The sequence below is a fragment of the Streptomyces sp. NPDC046876 genome (assembly GCF_040645035.1).
In the GTDB taxonomy this organism is placed as follows: domain Bacteria; phylum Actinomycetota; class Actinomycetes; order Streptomycetales; family Streptomycetaceae; genus Streptomyces.
In genome coordinates, this window is sequence record NZ_JBEYXK010000005.1 from 179,068 (window position 1) to 198,851 (window position 19,784).

At 71.3% G+C, this 19,784-nt stretch carries 14 protein-coding genes and 2 pseudogenes; 9 read left to right on the forward strand and 7 right to left on the reverse strand.

Translation table 11 applies throughout. The annotated features are described in order from the left end of the window. Nucleotides 1-919: pseudogene (locus ABZ924_RS05520) on the reverse strand (hypothetical protein); the annotation flags it as partial. 355 nt (nt 920-1,274) lie between these two features. Here ABZ924_RS05520 and ABZ924_RS05525 point away from each other — a divergent pair. The 3 genes from ABZ924_RS05525 to ABZ924_RS05535 all read left to right on the forward strand — a co-directional run bounded on the left by ABZ924_RS05525 (nt 1,275) and on the right by ABZ924_RS05535 (nt 3,706). Beyond that, nucleotides 1,275-2,012, forward strand: a complete 738-nt coding sequence (locus ABZ924_RS05525) for a GPP34 family phosphoprotein (protein WP_361904450.1) — start codon at nt 1,275-1,277, stop codon at nt 2,010-2,012. Nucleotides 2,013-2,391: 379 nt separating this feature from the next. Then, nucleotides 2,392-3,276: a helix-turn-helix transcriptional regulator gene (locus ABZ924_RS05530; protein WP_361904453.1), complete on the forward strand. Its 885-nt coding sequence runs from the start codon at nt 2,392-2,394 to the stop codon at nt 3,274-3,276. A gap of 217 nt (nt 3,277-3,493) precedes the next feature. Next, on the forward strand, nt 3,494-3,706 hold the full coding sequence (locus tag ABZ924_RS05535; RefSeq protein WP_361904456.1) for a DUF397 domain-containing protein: 213 nt from the start codon (nt 3,494-3,496) through the stop codon (nt 3,704-3,706). A gap of 103 nt (nt 3,707-3,809) precedes the next feature. Here the strand turns inward: ABZ924_RS05535 and ABZ924_RS05540 are convergent, their stop codons facing one another. Next, entirely contained in the window at nt 3,810-4,649 is an 840-nt protein-coding gene (locus ABZ924_RS05540) for a hypothetical protein (RefSeq protein WP_361904459.1), read from the reverse strand. A 128-nt stretch (nt 4,650-4,777) separates the two neighbouring features. Here ABZ924_RS05540 and ABZ924_RS05545 point away from each other — a divergent pair. Next, a pseudogene (locus tag ABZ924_RS05545) lies at nt 4,778-4,903 on the forward strand (PLP-dependent aminotransferase family protein); the annotation flags it as partial. A gap of 301 nt (nt 4,904-5,204) precedes the next feature. Then, nucleotides 5,205-6,653: an MFS transporter gene (locus tag ABZ924_RS05550; protein ID WP_361904461.1), complete on the forward strand. Its 1,449-nt coding sequence runs from the start codon at nt 5,205-5,207 to the stop codon at nt 6,651-6,653. Nucleotides 6,654-6,663: 10 nt separating this feature from the next. On the opposite strand, the gene ABZ924_RS05555 is transcribed toward ABZ924_RS05550, so the two are convergent. Beyond that, entirely contained in the window at nt 6,664-7,251 is a 588-nt protein-coding gene (locus ABZ924_RS05555) for a Uma2 family endonuclease (protein WP_361904464.1), read from the reverse strand. A 46-nt stretch (nt 7,252-7,297) separates the two neighbouring features. Further along, nucleotides 7,298-8,083: a helix-turn-helix domain-containing protein gene (locus ABZ924_RS05560; protein ID WP_361904467.1), complete on the reverse strand. Its 786-nt coding sequence runs from the start codon at nt 8,081-8,083 to the stop codon at nt 7,298-7,300. A gap of 594 nt (nt 8,084-8,677) precedes the next feature. Here ABZ924_RS05560 and ABZ924_RS05565 point away from each other — a divergent pair. Further along, nucleotides 8,678-9,535 carry a helix-turn-helix transcriptional regulator gene (locus tag ABZ924_RS05565; RefSeq protein ID WP_361904470.1) on the forward strand — a complete coding sequence of 286 codons (858 nt, stop codon included), beginning with the start codon at nt 8,678-8,680 and terminating at the stop codon, nt 9,533-9,535. Beyond that, nucleotides 9,532-9,834 (forward strand): DUF397 domain-containing protein, encoded by a 303-nt coding sequence (locus tag ABZ924_RS05570; protein WP_361904473.1) that lies wholly within the window; start codon nt 9,532-9,534, stop codon nt 9,832-9,834. Before ABZ924_RS05565 ends, ABZ924_RS05570 begins: the two co-directional genes overlap by 4 nt. A gap of 425 nt (nt 9,835-10,259) precedes the next feature. On the opposite strand, the gene ABZ924_RS05575 is transcribed toward ABZ924_RS05570, so the two are convergent. From ABZ924_RS05575 to ABZ924_RS05585, 3 genes are all read right to left on the reverse strand, one after another. Further along, on the reverse strand, nt 10,260-11,144 hold the full coding sequence (locus ABZ924_RS05575; RefSeq protein ID WP_361904476.1) for a geranyl diphosphate 2-C-methyltransferase: 885 nt from the start codon (nt 11,142-11,144) through the stop codon (nt 10,260-10,262). A 29-nt stretch (nt 11,145-11,173) separates the two neighbouring features. Then, entirely contained in the window at nt 11,174-12,736 is a 1,563-nt protein-coding gene (locus ABZ924_RS05580) for a family 2 encapsulin nanocompartment cargo protein terpene cyclase (protein ID WP_361904478.1), read from the reverse strand. Nucleotides 12,737-14,464: 1,728 nt separating this feature from the next. Next, nucleotides 14,465-15,874 carry a family 2B encapsulin nanocompartment shell protein gene (locus ABZ924_RS05585; RefSeq protein ID WP_361904481.1) on the reverse strand — a complete coding sequence of 470 codons (1,410 nt, stop codon included), beginning with the start codon at nt 15,872-15,874 and terminating at the stop codon, nt 14,465-14,467. Nucleotides 15,875-16,304: 430 nt separating this feature from the next. On the opposite strand from ABZ924_RS05585, the gene ABZ924_RS05590 reads away from it, so the two are divergent. Then, complete coding sequence (locus ABZ924_RS05590; protein ID WP_361904484.1) at nt 16,305-17,087, forward strand: SDR family oxidoreductase; 783 nt, start codon at nt 16,305-16,307, stop codon at nt 17,085-17,087. Nucleotides 17,088-17,136: 49 nt separating this feature from the next. After that, nucleotides 17,137-19,776: a bifunctional FO biosynthesis protein CofGH gene (locus tag ABZ924_RS05595; protein WP_361904487.1), complete on the forward strand. Its 2,640-nt coding sequence runs from the start codon at nt 17,137-17,139 to the stop codon at nt 19,774-19,776. Nucleotides 19,777-19,784 lie beyond the last annotated feature (8 nt).

Sequence of the window (19,784 nt, forward strand, 5' to 3'; positions counted from 1 at the left end):
TGCCCGCGGCACGCCCCGCGGCCTTGTCGCCACCTGTGGCGGACCGGGGGTCCGAAGCCCGGCCGCTGTCGGCCGACTCGACGTCGCCGGAGCGCCCTGCGGCACCCTCCGTGGCCCGGCCCGGGCCCGAAGCGGAAGCGGACGGCTTGTCCGCGCCCGCGGCGCCCGGCTTCACGGTGCGGAAGACCGCGGTGCGCTCGCCGTCGGCCGCATCACCGTCGCCGGACGGCTTGGCCGGGGCGGAAGCCGACGCCTTCTTCGGCTGGAACAGCGACCCGCGCTCACTGCCGGAGTACTCGACGTCACCCGACGGCTCGGCGGCAGAAGCGGAAGCCGAGGCCTTCTTCGGCTGGAAGAGCGAGGCGCGCCCGCTGTCGGCGGAGTCGACGTCACCCGACCGCTCGGCGGCCTTGTCCGCCGAAGCGGAAGCCGACGGCTTGTCCGCGCCCGCGGAGGCGCGGCCGCTGTCGGCGGCGTCGGCCTCGGCCTCGGCCGGCTTGGTGTCCCGGGACGAAGCGGAAGGGGCGTCGATGCGCGGGGCGCGGAAGACCGCGGTGCGCTCGCTCTCCGCGGCCGGCTCGGCGGCGGAAGCGGAAGCAGAAGCGGAGTCGAACTTCGGCGCGCGGAAGACGGCGGTGCGCTCGCTGTCGGCGGGGTCGGAGTTCACCGCGGCCTTGCCGTCCTCCTGGTCGGAGTCGAACTTCGGCTCGCGGAAAACGGCCGCCCGGGCGGGCGCCGAACCCGGCTCGGAGTCCACTCGACCGGAGGACGCGGAAGTCTTCGCGTCCGCGCCGGAACCGGCGGAGCCGGACTCGGCGTCATCCCCCGCGTCCGAATCCGCGTCCGAATCAGCGTCCGAGTCCGTATCGGCATCCGCATCCGCGGTGGCGGTGCGCGCCGACGACGAGGCCGGCTTCACCGCATCACGGTCAGCCTCCCCAGCCGAGTCACCCGAGTCACCCGAGCCACCCGCGGACTCGGGATCCCGCGGCCGGAAAACCGACAACCGCGGGTCGCGCTCCGCAGCGGACTTCGCCGCCCCCGGCACTCCTTCATCAACCGACTTGTCGGGGGACTCGCCCGCCACCAGTTCCTCCTCGATCTCCACCACGTCCGGCTGTCCGAATGTCTAACAGTGTCCCGTCTCGGGAGCATCGCCCTCGCGCTAGACGAGAACGACATAGTTGCCGGTTCCCCCACAAAGCGAACAGGCGCTCTCGACAGATGAATGTGAGAGGCGTCACCCTGTCACTCATCCACGCGGGGAGGCATGGATGGGCAGGAGCCGCAGAACAATTCCGGAGGAGCTTCTGCTGCTCGCTTTGGACCCGGCCACGGGTACCACGGCGCAGCCGCAGTCGCTCGACCTCGGCCTGGCCGGGGCACAGCTAGTGGAGCTGGCTCTGGCAGGACGGATAGCCCCTGACGGGGATCGTATCGCCGTGGTGATGCCACGGCCGACAGGAGATCCGACTCTGGACTCCGCACTGGAACTGCTGCGCAGGCGCGGCAGCCCGGTACGGGCGGTCCACTGGATCGGCGGACCCCGGCTGGGGCTCCGCCAGGTGTACCTCGCCCATCTGGAGCGCTGCGGCATGGTCCATGCCGTCGCGGGTCAGATGTGCGGAGTGCTGCCGACGACGCGCTACCAGGCGACGGACACGGCGATCAGCCGTGAGATCCGGGCCCGGCTCGACAGCGCGATCCGCACCGGCGTGCCGCCGGACCCGCGGACCGCGGCGCTCGCCGCGCTGGCCCATGCGGTCGGCCTCGGCAAGCACCTGTACCCGGGCAACGAGGGGCGGTCGTCCAGGTCCCGGCTGCGGGACCTGATCCGGCACGACCCGATGGGCGGCCTCGTGGCGCATGCCGTGATGGACGTCCAGAACGGCGTGGCCGCACAGCCGCGCCGGGAGCGTGCAGCAACACCGCCCGCCGCGCGTGCCACGGCGAACGGGGTTCCGATGCAGGCCCGCCGCACGGGAGCAATGGCGCGCGTCGCCGCGCACTGAGCCGGGAGGCACGAGCACCCGGCGCCGCACCGGCACCACCAGGCACCACCAGGCACCACCGGCCGCACCGGCACCACGCGGCACCACCGCGCACCACCCGGCACCACACCGCACCATGCACGACGCACCGCGGCACCACCGAGAACCACGCGCAGATCCACAGCTCCACCGAAACGCCATCGCCGCAACCGGAGTCGTTCCCGACCCGGTTCGGGAGCCGCCAGCGCGCGGGGTGGCGAGGCCGGTCCGCCGGTCTCGCCACCCCGCGCGCCCGCATTTCCGGGCCGTTCTCCGGCGCCGCCCCGCCCTTCGGTGGCAATCTGCTCACCATCAGACACGCAGAGAGACAGATCCAGAAGAAGGCGGAGGTGCCGTTCACGTGGCGTCCAATGTCAATCCCACCGTCCGACGCCGCCGACTGGGCATGGAGTTGCGCAAGCTCCGCGAGGACAAGGGCATGACGGCCGAACAGGTCGCCGAGCGCCTGCTCGTGTCCCAGTCGAAGATCAGCAGGTTGGAGAACGGCCGCCGGTCCATCAGCCAGCGCGACGTCCGCGACCTGTGCGACGTGTACGAGGTCGAGGACCGCCGGCTCGTCGAGTCCCTGATGCAGATGGCCAAGGACTCCCGCCAGCAGGGCTGGTGGCACGCCTTCGGGGACATCCCGTACAGCGTCTACATCGGCCTGGAGACCGACGCGGCCAGCCTGCGCACGTACGAACCCCAGATGGTCCCGGGCCTGCTCCAGACCCCGGAGTACGCCCAGGCCCTGATCCGCGGCGCACTGCCCGAGACGGCGCCCGCGGACGTGGAGAAGCGCGTACAGGTGCGCATGCACCGGCAGAAACGCCTCTCCGAAACCGACAACAACAACCCGGACGTCGGTCCCCTCCGCCTCTGGGCGGTCATCGACGAGGCCGTGCTGCGCCGGCATGTGGGCGACGCACAGGTCATGGTCCGCCAGCTCGAGTACTTGATAGAGCAGTCGGAGCAGCCGTACATCACGGTGCAGGTGATGCCGTTCTCGATGGGGGCGCATCCGGGGGTGAACGGCCAGTACGCGATCCTGGAATTCCCGGACGCCTCCGACTCGACGGTCGTCTACATCGAGGGCGTCACGAGCGATTTGTACCTGGAGAAGGCCAATGACGTTCAGAAGTACAGCGTGATGTACGAGCACCTGCGCGCCCAGGCCCTCAATGTGGAACAGACGCGGCAGTTCATCGCCGAGATCATCGACCAGTATTCAGGCAAGGACAAGTAAACAGGGAGGAAACGGGCCAGGTGGCGAGGGGGGGGCGGGTACGGTACACCGTCAAACCCCAGCCACATAAGTCCTGAATGGAATATGCCACCCGGTCGGGTGAATGGCCTCTTCGCCCCTCGGATGGTGCCGGTAGCGTCGATCACGTCGGCCTGAAGAAACGAATGCGCCGACGCAACACCCCTTCTGGCACCACTCGCAGAACCGGAGAAAAACCATGGCTATTCGTCAGGGCGCGACGGAAAACTGGACCAAGTCCTCCTACTCCGGCGGAAACGGCGCCTGCGTCGAGGTCAAGTCCCCCGTCATGGAGGCCATTGCGGTCCGCGACTCGAAGGTGCAGGACGGCCCGTCCCTCACCTTCGCGCCGGGCTCCTGGGCCTCCTTCGTCACCGGCGTCACCGAGGGCGGGCTGGGGCACCTCGTCTGAAGGCCACGAGGAACGCCCTGCCCGCAGCATTGACCGCAGCCCTCTCGACTGGTCCGCCGTCCTGGCCGAGGGGGCTCTGTCATGCCCGGCACCGCCCGCCCGGCTACCTCAGCTGATCGACGTACCGGTCGGTGCCGGGCACGGTCGGGATGAACGGCGCCACCAGCTCCACCCGCCCCAGCCCGGCCCCGGCCACCTCGGCGTCCAGCCCGCGGAACCGGTCCCAGCAGCTGCGCGGATCGGCCTCCAGGAACCACAGCAGCGTCAGCCGGGTGTCGACCCCCTCGACCTGCTTCACGTACGTCATCCGGTCGCCGGGCAGCGGCGTCGGCCGGAACACCACCACCATCGCCGCCGGCGAACCCGCGAGCCGCGCCGGCAGGGCCCGGCCGCACAGCCACTCCAGCAACTCCGCCCGCTGCTCGGGCCCCTCGGCATCGACGACCTCCACCACCAGCCCCTCGTACGGGTGGTCCAGGGCATGGAAGTCCCGCGGCCCGGCGGCCCCGTCCCGGTACACGGTCGCCGCATGGTCCTGGAACGCGGTGAAGACATGCGTCCGCTCCCGGTACACGCGGGCATCGCGGTTGAGCCGCTTGTTGATGCCGACGGTCCACTTCATGTGCTCGTCGTAGCGGCCCTCGGTGACCCAGTACGTCGAGATGTAGCACCCGGCGGTGACCGGCTGGGCCACCGCCGACTTCTCCGGGTAGCGCAGCTCCTGCAGCTCCCTGGTGGCCACCCACCGGCGGCCCGCGTACATCCACGGCATGGCCATGGCCCCGGCGTAGTAGTGGTCGTCCTCGTACCAGCGGTTGTACGCGTACTCGTGGCCGGGGTGGGGCTCGACCATGGTGATCAGCGCATGGCCGGGGCGCACCCCGTACGGTCCGACGGCCGCCAGCACCGCATAGTCCTCGACACGGGTGTCTTCTGTCGTCATGCAGGGCTATCTAGCCGACGCCCCCTCAGATAGCGATAGCCGCGACGACATCCCACCCCTCGATACATAGATGCCATCTACACCCACCCCCGTCTGGCATGCCCGGACGCCACCACGAAGGAGCCGCCATGCTGCCGCCACTCGCCGCCCGTGCCACCGCCGTAGGCGGCTCCCCGATCCGCGAGATCCTCGCGCTCACCGCCCGCCCCGGGGTCATCTCCTTCGCCGGCGGCCTGCCCGCCCCCGAGCTCTTCGACACCGAGGGCCTCAGGGCGGCCTACGACGCCGCCTTCACCGCATCGGCCGGCCGGGCCCTGCAGTACTCGACCACCGAGGCGTCCCGGAGCTCCGCGAGGCGGTCGCAGCCCGCGCAACGACCCGCGGCCTGCCGACCACCCCGGACGACCTGCTGATCACCACGGGCTCCCAGCAGGCCTTCACCACAGGCCTGAACCGCCTGGCCTCGGCCCAGGCGGTGTCGTAGCCGCCAGCGGGGGCTCACGGTCCCTAGGGTCTTGGCCAGAACGGCTTGTTCGGTCGACCAGGAGTACTGCCTTGCGATCCACGGAAGCCTCACTACGTCTTGGCTGGAACCGTGAGACCGCGACCCTGGCACTCCTGTCCTTCGCGATGCTGGTCGTCTCCCTGGACCAGTACATCGTCGTCGTGGCACTGCCTGACATCGCCCGCGATCTGGGCTACTCGGCGCAAACGCTCCAGTCGGTGATCAGCGCTTACGCGGTGGTCTCGGCCGGCTTCCTGCTGTTCGGCGGCCGCGCCGCGGACCTGCTCGGGCGACGCAGGATCCTGGCGACCGGACTCGCTCTGTATGCCGGAGCGGCACTGGCGGGCGGACTCGCCACCGGGCCCGCCCTGTTGCTCACCGCACGCGCGGTTCAAGGACTCGGCGGGGCCTTGGTCTTCCCCACCACGCTGGCGGTCATCAACACCACCTTCGCCGAAGGCCGGGCACGCAACCGCGCCTTGGGCATCTGGGGCGGTGCGGGCGCGGCCGGCCTGGTGATCGGCGTGCTGCTCGGCGGACTCCTGACCCAGGCCTTCGGCTGGGAAGCTGTCTTCCTGGTCAACGTCGCTCTGGCCGGTCCGGCGCTGCTGCTGTCTTTCGTGCTGATCCCGCCCGACGGTGAACGCGAGAAGGGTCGCACGTTCGACCTGCCCGGGGCGCTGAGCGTCACGGCGGGCGTCACCCTGATCGTTTTCACCCTCGTCCAAGGACCCGCACTGGGCTGGTCCTCCCCGGGCATCGTGATCAGCGCCGTAACCGGCCTGCTCCTCCTCGCAGCCTTCGCGGTGAACGAGCGGCGCAGCTCCGACCCGCTCGTCCCCCCTCGGCTGCTGTCGAACCCCAACCTCATCACCGGCGTCGTCATCGCCTTCATGTTCATGGCGACCTTCGGATCCGTGCTCTACTTCCTGTCGATCTACTTCCAACAGGTCCTCGGCTACGACGCCCTGCAAACCGGCGCCGGCTTCCTGATCCCCACAGCGGTCGTGGTGGCAGGCTCGACAACGGCCGGCTCCCTCGTCACCCGGCTCGGGCTCAGAAGCACGCTGATGGCCGCCCTCGCCATCGGCACACTCGGCGCCGCACTTCTCGGCGTCGCGATCTCCCCGGACGGCTCGTACGCCGAACTGATCCCAGGGCTCGTCGCGCTCAGCATCGGTGACGGCGTGGTGTTCACCACCATGTTCATCGCAGCCGCGACCGGAGTGGCAGCCCGGGAACAAGGCATTGCCTCAGGCATCGCCTCCACCGGCGCCGGCCTCGGTGCCGCAGTCGGCCTCGCCCTCCTCGTCCTGGTGGCGACGGCCGGTCTCGACGACCTCACCGGCGAACCCCTGTGCATCGCCACAGCAGAGGGAATCAGCACCACGCTGTTCGTGGTGGCCGGCGGGATCGCCGCCATGCTCCTCCTCGCCGTAACCCGGTGCCCGACACCCCCGGCACGAAGACCGGCTGCCGTACCCCGCCGTCGCTGCTGACGCAGGCGCATCAGTCGGACGCCTCTGCATACCGGGGCAACCCCTCGCTGGAGATCGTCCACTCGCCGATGGTGACGTCCTCCCCGTAGACGAAGTCCTTCCGCGTCGCGTACCGCGGCCCCTCCGGCGTCGGGTGGATGTCGCTCATCACGGCTCCCGTCCCCGTACGCGGGTCGAAGACCGCATACACCGGGATGCCGATGAGCGGGTAGTCCCGCACCTTCCCGACCCAGTCGTTGTCCGGGTTGGAACGGGACACGACTTCGACTGCCGCGATCACGGTGCGGGGGTCGAAGGACCCCTCGCCCTGCATGTCCTCGACCGCGATGACCATCACGTCCGGGTGACGCATGATCCCTTCGGGCTCGTCCTCCACGTCCGGCGTCCCGACGTGGGCCCAGACCCCGTCCGGCAGGGCCTTCTCCAGGCGCCGGCTGACCAGACCCGCTGTCAGCTCGTGGGGGCGCCCCGGGGCCATCATGTCGTGCACGATCCCTTCTTTGGTGATCTCGAGCTTCCCCGGAACGGTGTCCTCGATCCGGTCGAGGCAGTCGCGCATGCTGCGGTAGGAGGCGCTGCCGTCCGGGGCGCTGGTCATGGTGGCTCCTCGTCGTTGCCCGCGGGCCCGAGTCATCACCTTCATGCTAGGCAGCCGCCAGGCCGTCGCCCCGGCAGTCGCGGCAGCGGCCGGGTGTCGGGGCCCGGAAGGCGCGTTCGCAGCCGTCGCAGGTCTGGAACGGGACCCGGGGCCTGTCAGGGGGCGGCGGACCAATCGGCCCCCACTCGAGGACGGGCAGCACCGGCGGAATCGAGGCGCGCAGCCGGTACGCGACCAGGCCGGCCGGGTTCCGCAGGTCGGACGGCACGTCCGCAGTCAGGGCCCGCCGCACGGCCTCGCGCGCGGCCCCCCGCTCCAGCCACTCCACGACCCCGGGCACGAGCCGCTCGACGTCCCGCTCGGACAGCAGCAACCGCGGCTCCCGCACCCGCAGCCCGCCCAGCAGCTCCGCGGCCTCCCGCTGGACCGGCGTGCGGTCCGCCGCCGCCGACCGCGGTGCCCGTACGGGCTCCTGTGCGCCAACCGGGTCGTCCTGCGGCTCAGGGCGAGGGTCCGGTTCGGGATCCGGCTCCGGGTCGGGATCCCCATCCGGCTCGGGCTCCGGGTCGGGCGGCGCATCGGCCAGCGGAAGGTTGTAGGACACGGTCCGGGTGACGACCTTGCCGTCGGCCGTCCGCATCCGCGTACGCCGCAGGAAGCCGGCCGCCTCCAGCTCCCGCAGCGCCCTCCCGATGCGGTGCTCGGTCTCGGGGAACCGCTCCGCCAGCGCCCGGATGCTGACCTGGGCCCCCTCGGGAAGCGACTGGATGTGCACGGCGACCCCGATCGCCAGCAGCGACAGCTCACGGTGCTGGACGAGCAGGTTGCTCACGACAACGAAGTTCCCCGTGAGGGGGACGTTCGAGTGACGGACGCCGGAAAGGCCACCGGATCGGGCGGTTCCGCGCGGAGCACGGGGCGACGCGGGCATGCCCGCGCTAATCTTCTGGAAGACCATCGGGAAGGCGCTTACTTCCTCGTGGATCAGGCCCCCGGCCGGGATTGCAGTCCCGCCGGGGGCCGTCTCATGTCTGCGGTTGTCGCGGCGAGCATATGCCTGCCAACCACCCCGAAATCCACCCCACTTGGCCAAGTTCACCCAACCGAGCGATTGCGGGCGAACGGGGCGGCTGGAGGGGTTTGGTTGGGTTCTTTCCCCCAGTTCTTTGGTCTTTTGGCCACGAGGCGTTCCGCCCCTCACGCCACCGCCCCGCACCTTCCCCAGTGCCGGTCCGAACCGCCAGTTCGCCGTGCCGACTTCGAGATTCACGTCACTCAGCGTCGCCAGTCGCGCCTACGCTGGACACCGACGACGCCACTGCGCAGCAACACTGTCCGGCGCTTGTCCGGCCTTGTCCTGCCTGTTCGCATCCACGGTGCGGGTACGGGGCGTTGAGGATGTCGGGCACGTCGGGAGTGGGTGCGCATGAGCGTGGACAACGACGGAACGGAAGAGCCGGGCTGGGAAGTCGACCCGGAGGACGAACAAGGCGCCGCGGTAGTCGCCGCGGTGGGCCGCAACCTCAAGGTCTGGCGCGAGGCCGCGGGCCTCCGCGTGGCGGACCTGGCGGCCCGCATGGGCTACGGCGAGGACCTGATCCGCAAGGTCGAAGCGGGCAAACGCATCCCGCGCCCGGAGTACCTGGCCAAGGCGGACGAGGTCCTGTCGGCCGGGGGCCGCATCGCCGCCATGAAGAAGGACGTGGAGCAGGCCCGCTACCCCAAGCGCGTCCGCGATCTGGCCAAGATGGAGGAGCGGGCCGTCGAGATCGGCGCCTATCGGATCCATGGCATACACGGCCTGCTGCAGACCGACGAGTACGCGCGTGCGCTGTTCGAGATGCGGCAGCCCGCCTACTCGCAATCGGAGATCGAACGGTTCGTGGCCGCGCGGGCGGCTCGCAGGTCGATTTTTGATCGCGACCCTGCTCCGTCGCTCAGCTTCGTCCAAGAAGAGGCGACCCTCAGGCGTCGTGTCGGGGGCACAATGGTCAAGCGGCGACAACTCGAACATCTGCTGGAGGTGGTCCAGTTGCGCAACATCGCGTTCCAGGTGATGCCACTGGACGTCGAAGTCCATGCGGGCATGGACGGCGGCATTGAGGTGCTCAAGTTCAGCGACGGCTCGGCAGTCGGACGATCCGAGGGAGCCTTCGGAGGGCGGCCCGTGTCCGACCCTCGGCAGCTCCGGATCTTGGAGCTGCGCTATGGCATGATCCGGGCCCAGGCTCTCACGCCGAGGGAGTCAGCAGCCTTCATCGAGCACGTGCTGGGAGAGACATGACCCACAACTCTGAGCTGGCGTGGTTCAAGAGCAGCTACAGCGACGGCAGCGAGGGCGACTCGTGCGTCGAAGTGGCATGGCGCAAGAGCAGTTACAGCGACAGCGGCGACATCAACGACTGCATCGAAGTCGCGTGGAAGAAGAGCAGCCACAGCAGCTCTAGCAACATCGAGGACTGCGTCGAGGTAGCGGCAGCCCCCACAGCCATCCACGTCCGTGACTCCAAGGACATCACGCGCCCCCACCTCACCTTCGGTCGGACGGCCTGGACCGAATTCATCGCGCTGGCGCGCCCGTAAGCAACGGAGCACCGGACGCGCCAGGGCGAGGGTGAAGCCGGGACGGCCCGGAGGCCGCCGAGCCGACAGGAGCGCGTAGCGATCTGACGCGCACCCCAAAGCCCCCGGCCGCCCTCCCACCCGGCCCGAACCGGCCGTAGGTCCCCCAGGGCCGTCCCTCCCCCCCTCCCCCGGGGGCCGCCCGACAGTCCTTTGTCGTTCCGGGGCGGTCGTCGGGGTCAAGGGTGGCCGCAGGCCATCGCGTAGCGACGCGACGACGAAGGAGGAGCGCCCTTGAGGCCGGCGGCCGGCCCGGAAGGACGATGGGACTGGCGGGCAGCCCCCGGGTGCCTCTCTGAGCCTGTCCAAGCACAGCGAGGGCCCCGCCCGCAGTTCACCGCGGGCAGGGCCCTCAACCTCGTACAGCAGCTCAGACCATCAGACCGTCAGACCCGGTCAGCCGCAATCAACACGTACTGGAACGACCCGTCCCGGTACGAGTTGATGAACGCCTCCTCGATCCCGGTGACCAGCGACGACGTGGCCCGCAGCTCCCAGTACGGCAGCGTCGCCGGCGTCAGGTCGATCACGGCCTGCGGCACGAGCCGGTTGTCGGCCATGGCACGCAGGTACTCCCTCCGGGAGTGGATGTTGCACTCGAAGTGGGCGTTGATCTGCGAGACCCACTTCGACGGCTGCCCGTAGCGCGGGTTCCAGCAACCGGTAATGGTGACGTACCGACCACCGACCTTCAGGATGCGGCTGTGCTCCGACATCAGGTCATGAAGGTCGACGTACATGCTGGACTCGTTGTTCCACGAGCCCGACACCGAGCCCGTCTCGAACGGCATGTCCAGCATGTTGCAGACGCGGGCGGCCACCGACTCCTCGATGCCGAGTTCGCGGGCGCGGCCGTTGGCGAAGTCGGCCTGCTTGGAGGAGAGCGTGACGCCCTCCACCTTGCAGCCGAACCGCTGGTGCGCCATGACCATCGACCCGCCGCGGCCGCAGCCGGCGTCGACCAGGGTGTCGTCGCGGCCGATGGAGCCGAGGTGGTCCAGGAGCACGTCCGTCTGGGCCGACTCCAGCCGGTGCAGCTCGGCGATCAGCTTCTTCTCGTACGCGCTGTCCTCGGTGTCCCCGAGCGCGGCGTGGTCGACGTCCCCGATGCCGTAGTGGTGGTGGTAGAGGCCGTCCACGTCACCGAGGCGGAGGTTCACCGGCCTGGCCTCGGCGTTCCAGTAGCGGGCGATGTCCCCCTGGTAGGGCGTGGCGGGGGCGGGGATGAACGCGGTGCTCACAGGGGTGGTGGTGCTGACGGTGCTGGTCACGGATAAGTCCCATCCTTACCGAAAGTCGGTTACCAAAAGTCGGGCAGGCTGTAGCGGTAGGTGTTCGTGCTGTGCCAGTAGTGGTTGCCGTCGACCCAGACGGCCACGCCGCGCAGGAAGCGCAGCACGTTGGGGGCGGGGCAGGCGGCGGCCAGTTCGGCGGACGCGGCCTCGAACTCCTGCATGAGCTCGTTGTGGACCTCGACCGCCTTCAGGTAGCCGTCCCGATCCGAGAGGCCCTCGCGTTCGGAGATCACCACGGGCAGGTTCAGGTGCTTGCCGCGGGCGTCCAGCTCCTTGGTGTACGAGTACAGGTCGTTGGAGATGGTCGTGGCGTTGCCGGCGAGCGCGATGACCCGCTGCATGGCGGGCTGGGCGTGCAGGTCGGCCGGGAGTTCGTACCCGCCGATGCTGTCGGTGAGCGTGGGGCAGGGGCGGAAGTTGTTGAACTGGCGCATCGCCAGGTACTCCCACACCTCGGGCACGTACTCGGTCTCGGCCCAGGCGGCCTCGGCGAGGTAGCCCATGTGCAGGCGGGCCATGTCGTGACGGAAACGGTCCGCCTGGGAGGCGGTGGCCAGCTGCGTGAAGTACTCCATGGCGGAGCGGTAGGCGCGGCGCGGGGCGTCGGAGTGCAGCGACTGCGCCCAGCCGGGGGCGTACTCGGTGGTGGTGTGGACGGGGTCGAGGGCGGTGTGCGCCAGGAGGAGGCGGCCGCCCAGACCTACTGGCGTGCCGCCGTGGTCCTCGCAGTAGACGTCGTCGACGACGTTCTCGGCGACCATAAGGCGGGTGGCGGCCATCAGGTGCTCGATGGTGGGGGCGTCGGGGTGGCAGGCGACCATGTAGCGGGCCACGGAGAAGCCGTCGAACTGGTCCTCCCACTCCGGGGGGTACAGCTCGACCTCGTCCACCGCCCAGGCCTTGATCCGGCGGCTGACCTCGGCCACGCGGGCGGGGTCGGGCTCGGGAACGGGGTGGTAGTAGAGGCCGGGGATCGGCCGGCCGACGGGTTCCGGCGACGGGGACCCTGTCGCGGGTGCCGCTGCCTCCGGCGGGGGTACGGGCAGCTCCGGGACGGCGGTCACCTCTACGGCCGGGCCGCGCCGGGCCGGGGACAGCCCGGCGGTACCGAGGCCACTGGGGCCGCGCAGCAGCCGCTCGAGGGCGCCGCCCGGCTCCGGCGCGACCGGAGCGGCCACGGCCCCTGCGGAAGCACCGGACCCGGAGCGCAGCGCCGCCACGGAGGGCGGCCCCGGCAGACCGGGCCGCCCGCCGCCGGCGGCTTGGACACCGGCTCCGGCACCGGGTTGGGCCGCAGCCCCGGCGATGACGCGGGCCGGCTCCGGCCCGGCGGCGGGCACGGCCCCTTCCGCAGGCAGGACCGACGCGGCCGCCGCAGGTACGGAGGTACCGGGCCCGGAGGCCGGCGCGGCCATCGAAGGCGGCCCCGGCAGGCCGGGCCGCCCCCCGACGGCGGCTTCAGCGCCGGCAGCGGGCTGCGCCGCGGCGGCGGCGAGGACATGGGCCCCGAATCGAGCCGCAGCGCCGGGCAGGCTCGACTGCAGCGGGGAAGGCCCGGGAACGGGCATCCGTAGCTCCTTGATGAGGTGGTTGGGCTGGCCCGGATCCCGGGCGCTCGTCCGACCCGGGAATCCCCGGGCTACCGCAGCCGCCGTGGCGGCGACCAAGAGGCCATACCAGCGGCCGAGCCACCGGAACCGTCAGGCCCCGGCCGCCAGGCGCGGGCCCCTCAGGCGCCGGCCGGGCACGACGCCTCGGCCCCGGCCGGACCCGGGCCCTCAGGTCCCGGCCGCCTGGCGCAGGTACCCGCAGGCCTCGCGGCCATCGGGCGCCGACCGGGCGGCGGATCCATCAGGCGCCAAAGCCTCAGGCCCTGGAACCGCCGGGCCCCAGGCCCCAGGCCCCAGGCCCCCGGCCCATCGGGCCGCAGGGCCCGGCAGGTCCCGGGGCCAGCAGGCGCTGGGCCCCTGGAGCACCGGAGCCATCAGGCCCCAGAGCTGCAGGCGTCGGGACCTGCCGGGCCCGAACCGTCGGGCCGTCGGACCGCGGGCCTCAAGGCCCTGAGACCTGGAGGCCGTACGGCCTCAAGCCTCAGCCGCCGGTGCGTCAGGGCCAGCGACCGTCAGGTCCCGCAGCCATCAGCCCTGAGACCGCCAAGCCGCACAGCCGTCAGCCCTCAGGCACCGAGCCCTCAGCCCTGGGACCGTCAGGCACCCGGGCCGTCAGGCCTCAGGCCGTCAGACCCCAAGCCGTCAGACCCCAAGCCGTCAGACCCCAAGCCGTCAGGCCTCAGGCCGTCAGACCCCAAGCCGTCAGGCACCGCGCCGTCAGACCCCAAGCCGTCAGGCACCAAGCCGTCAGGCTCCGCGCCGTTAGACCCCAGGCCGTCAGACCTGGAACCATCCGACCTTGCAACCATCAGGCCTGAGGCCGTCCAGCTCCGCAGCAGTCACGCCCAAGAGACCGTCAGGCACCCGGGCCGTCAGGCACCCGGGCCGTCAGTCCTCAGGCCGTCAGACCCGACCGTCAGGCCTCAGGCCGTCAGACCCGACCGTCAGGCCTCAGGCCGTCAGACCCGACCGTCAGGCCTCAGGCCGTCAGACCCAGGACCGTCAGGCCTCAGGCCGTCAGACCCAGGACCGTCAGGCCCCGCAGCCGTCAGGTTCGGGCCGTCAGGCCTGAGACCGCCGGACCCCGCAGCCGTCAGGCCGGGCCGATCGAGCGCCCGGGGCCGTCAGGCCCAGACCTCGGGCGCCGCAGCCGTCGGGGCCGTCCCGGCCATCCCAGCCACCACAGCCACCACAGCCGATTCGGCTGCCACGGCCGCCAGGCCAGCCGGCCGTCTCGGCTGCCGCGGCGATCCCGGCCTCCACGGCCATCGAAGCCGTCGGAGACACCACGCCGTCAGACCATCGCGCCCGTCGGGCCATGCCCGCCGTAGCAGCCGACCTGGCCGTCAGGCCAGCGGATCAAGCCGACCGCCGCAGCTGCCCCGGCCATCAAGCCCGAACGGCCACCCGGTCGCCAGGCCGGCCCGGCCCGGTTTGACCCGGCCGGCCCGGCAGAGTCCGCCAGCCAGACGCCCTCAGGCAGCGCCCGTCAGCCAGACCCCGTCAGACCGCCCCGGCCGTCAGGCCACGCCAGCCGGTCACGCCACCCGGGCCGTCAGGCCACCCGGGCCGACACGGCCGCCAGGCCACCCAGGTGCCAAGCCGGCCAAGCTGGTCCAGCTGGCCAAGCTGGCCAAGCCACCCCAGCCCCAGGCCCCCGGCATGCGGCCCCGGCCCCGCAAGCCCCTAGTCGTGCCGTCGGGCAATCTGCACGTTCTCCAGCACACCCAGCGCATCCGGCACCAGGATCGCTGCGGAGAAGTACGTCGTCACCAGGTACGAGATGATCGACCGGTCGTCGATGCCCATGAACCGCACCGACAGCCCCGGCTCGTACTCCTCCGGCAGGCCGGTCTGGCGGAGGCCGATGACGCCCTGGTTGTCCTCACCCGTACGCATGGCGATCACCGAGCTGGTGTTCTCCTTGCTGATCGGGATCTTGTTGCACGGCAGGATCGGCACCCCGCGCCACGCCGGGACCGACTGCCCGCCGACGTCGACGTGGTCCGGGTACAGCCCGCGGGCGTTGAACTCCCGCCCGATCGCCGCGATCGTCCGCGGGTGGGCCAGGAACAGCTTCGTACCGCGCCGCCGGCACAGCAGCTCGTCCAGGTCGTCCGGGGTCGGCGGGCCGGAGTGGGTCTGGATCCGCTGCTTGAAGGCGGCGTTGTGCAGGAGCCCGAACTCCCGGTTGTTGACGAGCTCGTGCTCCTGCCGCTCACGCAGCGCCTCGATGGTCAGCCGCAGCTGCTCCTCGGTCTGGTTGTGCGGCCCGTTGTACAGATCGGCGACCCTCGTGTGCACGCGCAGCACGGTCTGCGCGAGGGAGAGCTCGTACTCGCGCGGGTTGAGCTCGTAGTCCACGAACGTACCGGGCAGCTCCGGCTCGCCCGTGTGGCCGGCCGACATCGCGATCTCGGCCTCGCCGTGACGGTTCTGCCGCTGGTGCGGCAGCGAGCTGAACTGCCGGATGTGGGCCTGGAGGTTCGGGGCGGTGCCCAGGATCGCGTCGAAGTCGGACCGGGTGAGGGTCAGCAGCGTGCCCGGGGTCTCGGCGGTGGCGGTGTAGTCCCACGTGCCCGCGCCGTCGAGGAGCGCGTGCTCGCCGAAGCGGTCGCCATCGGCGAGGACGGCCACGGCGACGTCCTCCCCGTACTTGCCCACCGAGGTCTGGTTGATCCGGCCGTGCGCGATCAGGTGAATCCGTTCAGCGGGAGTGCCGCGCTCGACCAGCACCTCGCCGGCGCGGAAGTCGCGCTGCACGCACCTGCTGGCCAGGGCGTTCAACACCTCCTCGTCGTCGAAGCCGCGCAGGAAGGCCAGTTCGCCGAGCTCGCGCGGGATCACGCGGACGTTGGCACCGTCCTGGACGAACTCGATGCGGCCGTCGCCGACGGTGTAGGTGAGCCGGCGGTTCACCCGGTAGGTGCCGCCCTTGGTCTCGACCCAGGGGAGCATCCGCAGCAGCCAGCGGGAGGTGATCTCCTGCATCTGCGGGGCGGACTTGGTCGTGCTGGCAAGGTTGCGGGCAGCCGCGGTGCCCAGGCTGGACTGCTGCTGCTCCAGCTGCGCCTCGGGGCTGATGTCGACGGTCATGCGGGCGAGCTCTCCTTCGCAAGGGCGGCGAACGGCGCACCTGCGCGTCACCGGTGGGGTGAAAAAGAGGATTGAGGAGTTAAGAGGATGATTGCCCGGGATTCGTGAATTACGTCCAGATCCCGGGGAACAGTAACGGCCGATGCGCCCGATCACGCTTGGCAGAGGGCAGGTTTACCTCGAAACGGTGATCTTGAGGTCGAAGGCGTTTACGCAGGCGAACAGCGACATTCAAGCCGGATCGAATGTGCAACCGAGGCGCGGAGCCGCCCACTCGGCCACCCGCCCCACCCGCCCCACCCACGCGCCCACGCGCCCACGCGCCCGCCCACCTGCCCGCCTCCAACCCCTTCCCTCCTCGGCAACACCCACCTAACCTGACGCATCGTCAGAGAAAGTGGTCCCGCGCCGCCCCAGGAGGCGATCGCACATGCTGCTGCAAGGGAAGACCGTCGTCGTCTCCGGCGTCGGGGCCGGCCTCGGGCACCAGGTCGCGGCCGCCGTCGTACGCGAGGGCGGGAACGCCGTGCTCGGCGCGCGCACGGAGGCGAATCTCGCCAAATCCGCCGCCGAGATCGACCCCGACGGCACCCACACCGCCCACCGCACCACCGACATCTCCGACGAGGCGCAGTGCGAGGCCCTCGCGGCCCTCGCCGTCGAGCGGTTCGGCGGCATCGACGCCGTCGTGCACGTCGCCGCCTGGGACTCCTACTTCGGCGGCATCCAGGACGCCGACTTCGGCACCTGGAGCCAGGTCCTCGACGTCAACCTCCTCGGCACCCTCCGCATGACGCGGGCCTGCCTCCCGTCCCTCAAAACCAACGGCGGCTCCGTCGTCATCATCGGCACCCAGTCCGCCGTAGCCGCTCCCAGCGAGGTCCGGCAGGCCGCGTACGCCGCCTCCAAGGGGGCGCTGACCTCGGCCATGTACTCCATGGCCCGCGAGCTCGGCCCGCACCGCATCCGGGTCAACACCGTGCTCCCCGGCTGGATGTGGGGGCCGCCGGTCCAGGCCTTCGTCACGTTCACCGCGCACTCCGAGGGCGTCCCCGAAGCCGAGGTCCGGGCCCGCCTCGCCCGGCGGATGGCGCTGCCCGACCTGGCCACCGACGGGGACGTCGCCGACGCCGCGGTGTTCTTCGCCTCCGACCGGGCCCGGGCGATAACCGGCCAGTCGCTGCTGGTCAACGCCGGTGAGCTGATGCGGTGAGGGCCGGGACGCACCCCGTCGCGGCGGGCCCGGATCGTATGCTCACGGCATGACCCCTTCGAGTGACGCCCCGAGCGACGCACCGAGCAACGCACCGAGCGGCGCCCCGACCCCGGACGCGGCGGGCCCCCGCCCGACCGGGAACGCGATGCGCCGCGCGCTCCGCCGCGCCCGCGACGGTGTCGCGCTCGACGCCGCCGAGGCGGCCGTGCTCCTGCAGGCCCGCGGCGCGGACCTCGACGACCTCGCCGCGTCCGCCGCCCGGGTCCGCGACGCCGGGTTGGCCGCCGCCGGCCGCCCTGGCGTGATCACGTACTCGAAGAGCGTGTTCATCCCGCTCACCCGCCTCTGCCGCGACAAGTGCCACTACTGCACCTTCGCCACCGTCCCCGGCAAGCTCCGCCGCGCCGGCCACAACATGTACATGTCCCCGGACGAGGTCCTCGACATCGCCCGCCGCGGCGCCGCCCTCGGCTGCAAGGAAGCCCTCATCACCCTCGGCGACAAGCCCGAGGACCGCTGGCCCGAGGCGCGCGCCTGGCTCGAGGCGCACGGCTACGACGACACCATCTCCTACGTACGCGCCATATCCATCCGGATCCTGGAGGAGACCGGCCTCCTCCCCCACCTCAACCCGGGCGTGATGTCCTGGGCGGACTTCCAGCGGCTCAAGCCCGTCGCCCCCTCCATGGGGATGATGCTGGAGACCACCGCCACCCGCCTGTGGTCCGAGCCCGGCGGCCCGCACCACGGCTCCCCCGACAAGGAGCCCGCCGTACGCCTGCGCGTGCTCGAAGACGCCGGCCGCTCCTCCGTGCCCTTCACCTCCGGCCTGCTCATCGGCATCGGCGAGACCTACGAGGAGCGCGCCGAGTCGCTGTTCGCGCTGCGCCGCACCGCCCGCGCCTACCACGGCATCCAGGAGCTGATCATCCAGAACTTCCGCGCCAAGCCGGACACGGCGATGCGCGGGATGCCGGACGCGGAGCTGGACGACCTGGTCGCGACCGTCGCCGTCGCCCGGCACATCATGGGGCCCTCCGCCTGCCTGCAGGCCCCGCCCAACCTGGTCGACGGCGAGTACGCCCGCCTCATCGGCGCCGGCATCGACGACTGGGGCGGCGTCTCCCCGCTCACCCCCGACCACGTCAACCCCGAGCGGCCCTGGCCGCAGATCGACCTGCTGGCCGAGCAGTCCGCCGCGGCCGGGTTCGAGCTGCGCGAGCGGCTGTGCGTGTACCCGGAGTTCGTACGGCGCGGGGAGCCGTGGCTCGACCCGCGGCTGCTGCCGCACGTACGGGCCCTGGCCGATCCGGACACCGGGCTCGCCCGGCCCGACGCCGAGGTCGTCGGACACCCGTGGCAGGAGCCCGAGGAGGCCTTCACCGCCGCCGGGCGCACCGACCTGCACACCGCCATCGACACCGAGGGCCGCACCGGCGACCGCCGCGAGGACTTCGACCACGTCTACGGCGACTGGGACGCCCTGCGCGAGGCCGCCGCCCCCGGCATGCTGCCCGAGCGCATCGACACCGACGTACGGGCCGCGCTCGCCCAGGCCGCCGACGACCCGACCCGGCTCAGCGACGCGCAGGCGCTCGCGCTGCTGCACGCGGACGGGCCGGCGCTGGACGCGCTGTGCCGGATCGCGGACGAGCTGCGGCGGGCGGTGGTGGGCGAGGACGTCACGTACATCGTCACGCGGAACATCAACTTCACCAACGTCTGCTACACCGGCTGCCGTTTCTGCGCCTTCGCGCAGCGGCGCACGGACGCCGATGCATACACCCTCTCCCTGGAGCAGGTCGCCGAGCGGGCCGCGCAGGCCTGGGACGTGGGCGCGGTCGAGGTGTGCATGCAGGGCGGCATCCACCCGGACCTGCCGGGGACGGCGTACTTCGACATCGCGCGGGCGGTCAAGCAGCGGGTGCCGGGGATGCACGTGCACGCCTTCTCCCCGATGGAAGTCGTCAACGGCGCGACACGGACGGGCATGTCCGTACGGGACTGGCTGACCGCCGCCAAGGAGGCCGGGCTCGACTCCATCCCCGGCACGGCCGCAGAGATCCTCGACGACGAGGTCCGCTGGGTCCTCACCAAGGGCAAACTGCCGACCGCGGACTGGATCGACGTGATCACCACCGCGCACGAGCTCGGGATCCGGTCCTCCTCGACGATGATGTACGGGCACGTGGACCAGCCGCGGCACTGGCTCGGGCACCTGCGGACGCTGGCCCGCATCCAGGAACGGACCGGCGGGTTCACGGAGTTCGTGACACTGCCGTTCATCCACACGAACGCGCCGGTGTACCTGGCGGGCATCGCCCGGCCCGGGCCGACGATCCGGGACAACCGGGCGGTGACGGCGATGGCCCGGCTGCTCCTGCACCCGCACATCACGAACATCCAGACGAGCTGGGTGAAGCTGGGTACGGAAGGCGCGGCGGAGATGCTCCGCTCGGGTGCGAACGATCTGGGCGGGACGCTGATGGAGGAGACCATCTCCCGGATGGCGGGCTCCGGCTACGGCTCGTACAAGTCGGTCCGCGACCTGGTGGCGGTGGCTTCGGCGGCCGGGCGCCCGGCCCGCCCCCGCACCACCCTGTACGGCGAGGTCCCGGCGGACCGGCAACGCGCCGCAGCCGCCTCGGACGGCCACCTCCCGCCACTCCTCCCCCTCGTGGACTGACCCCGGCC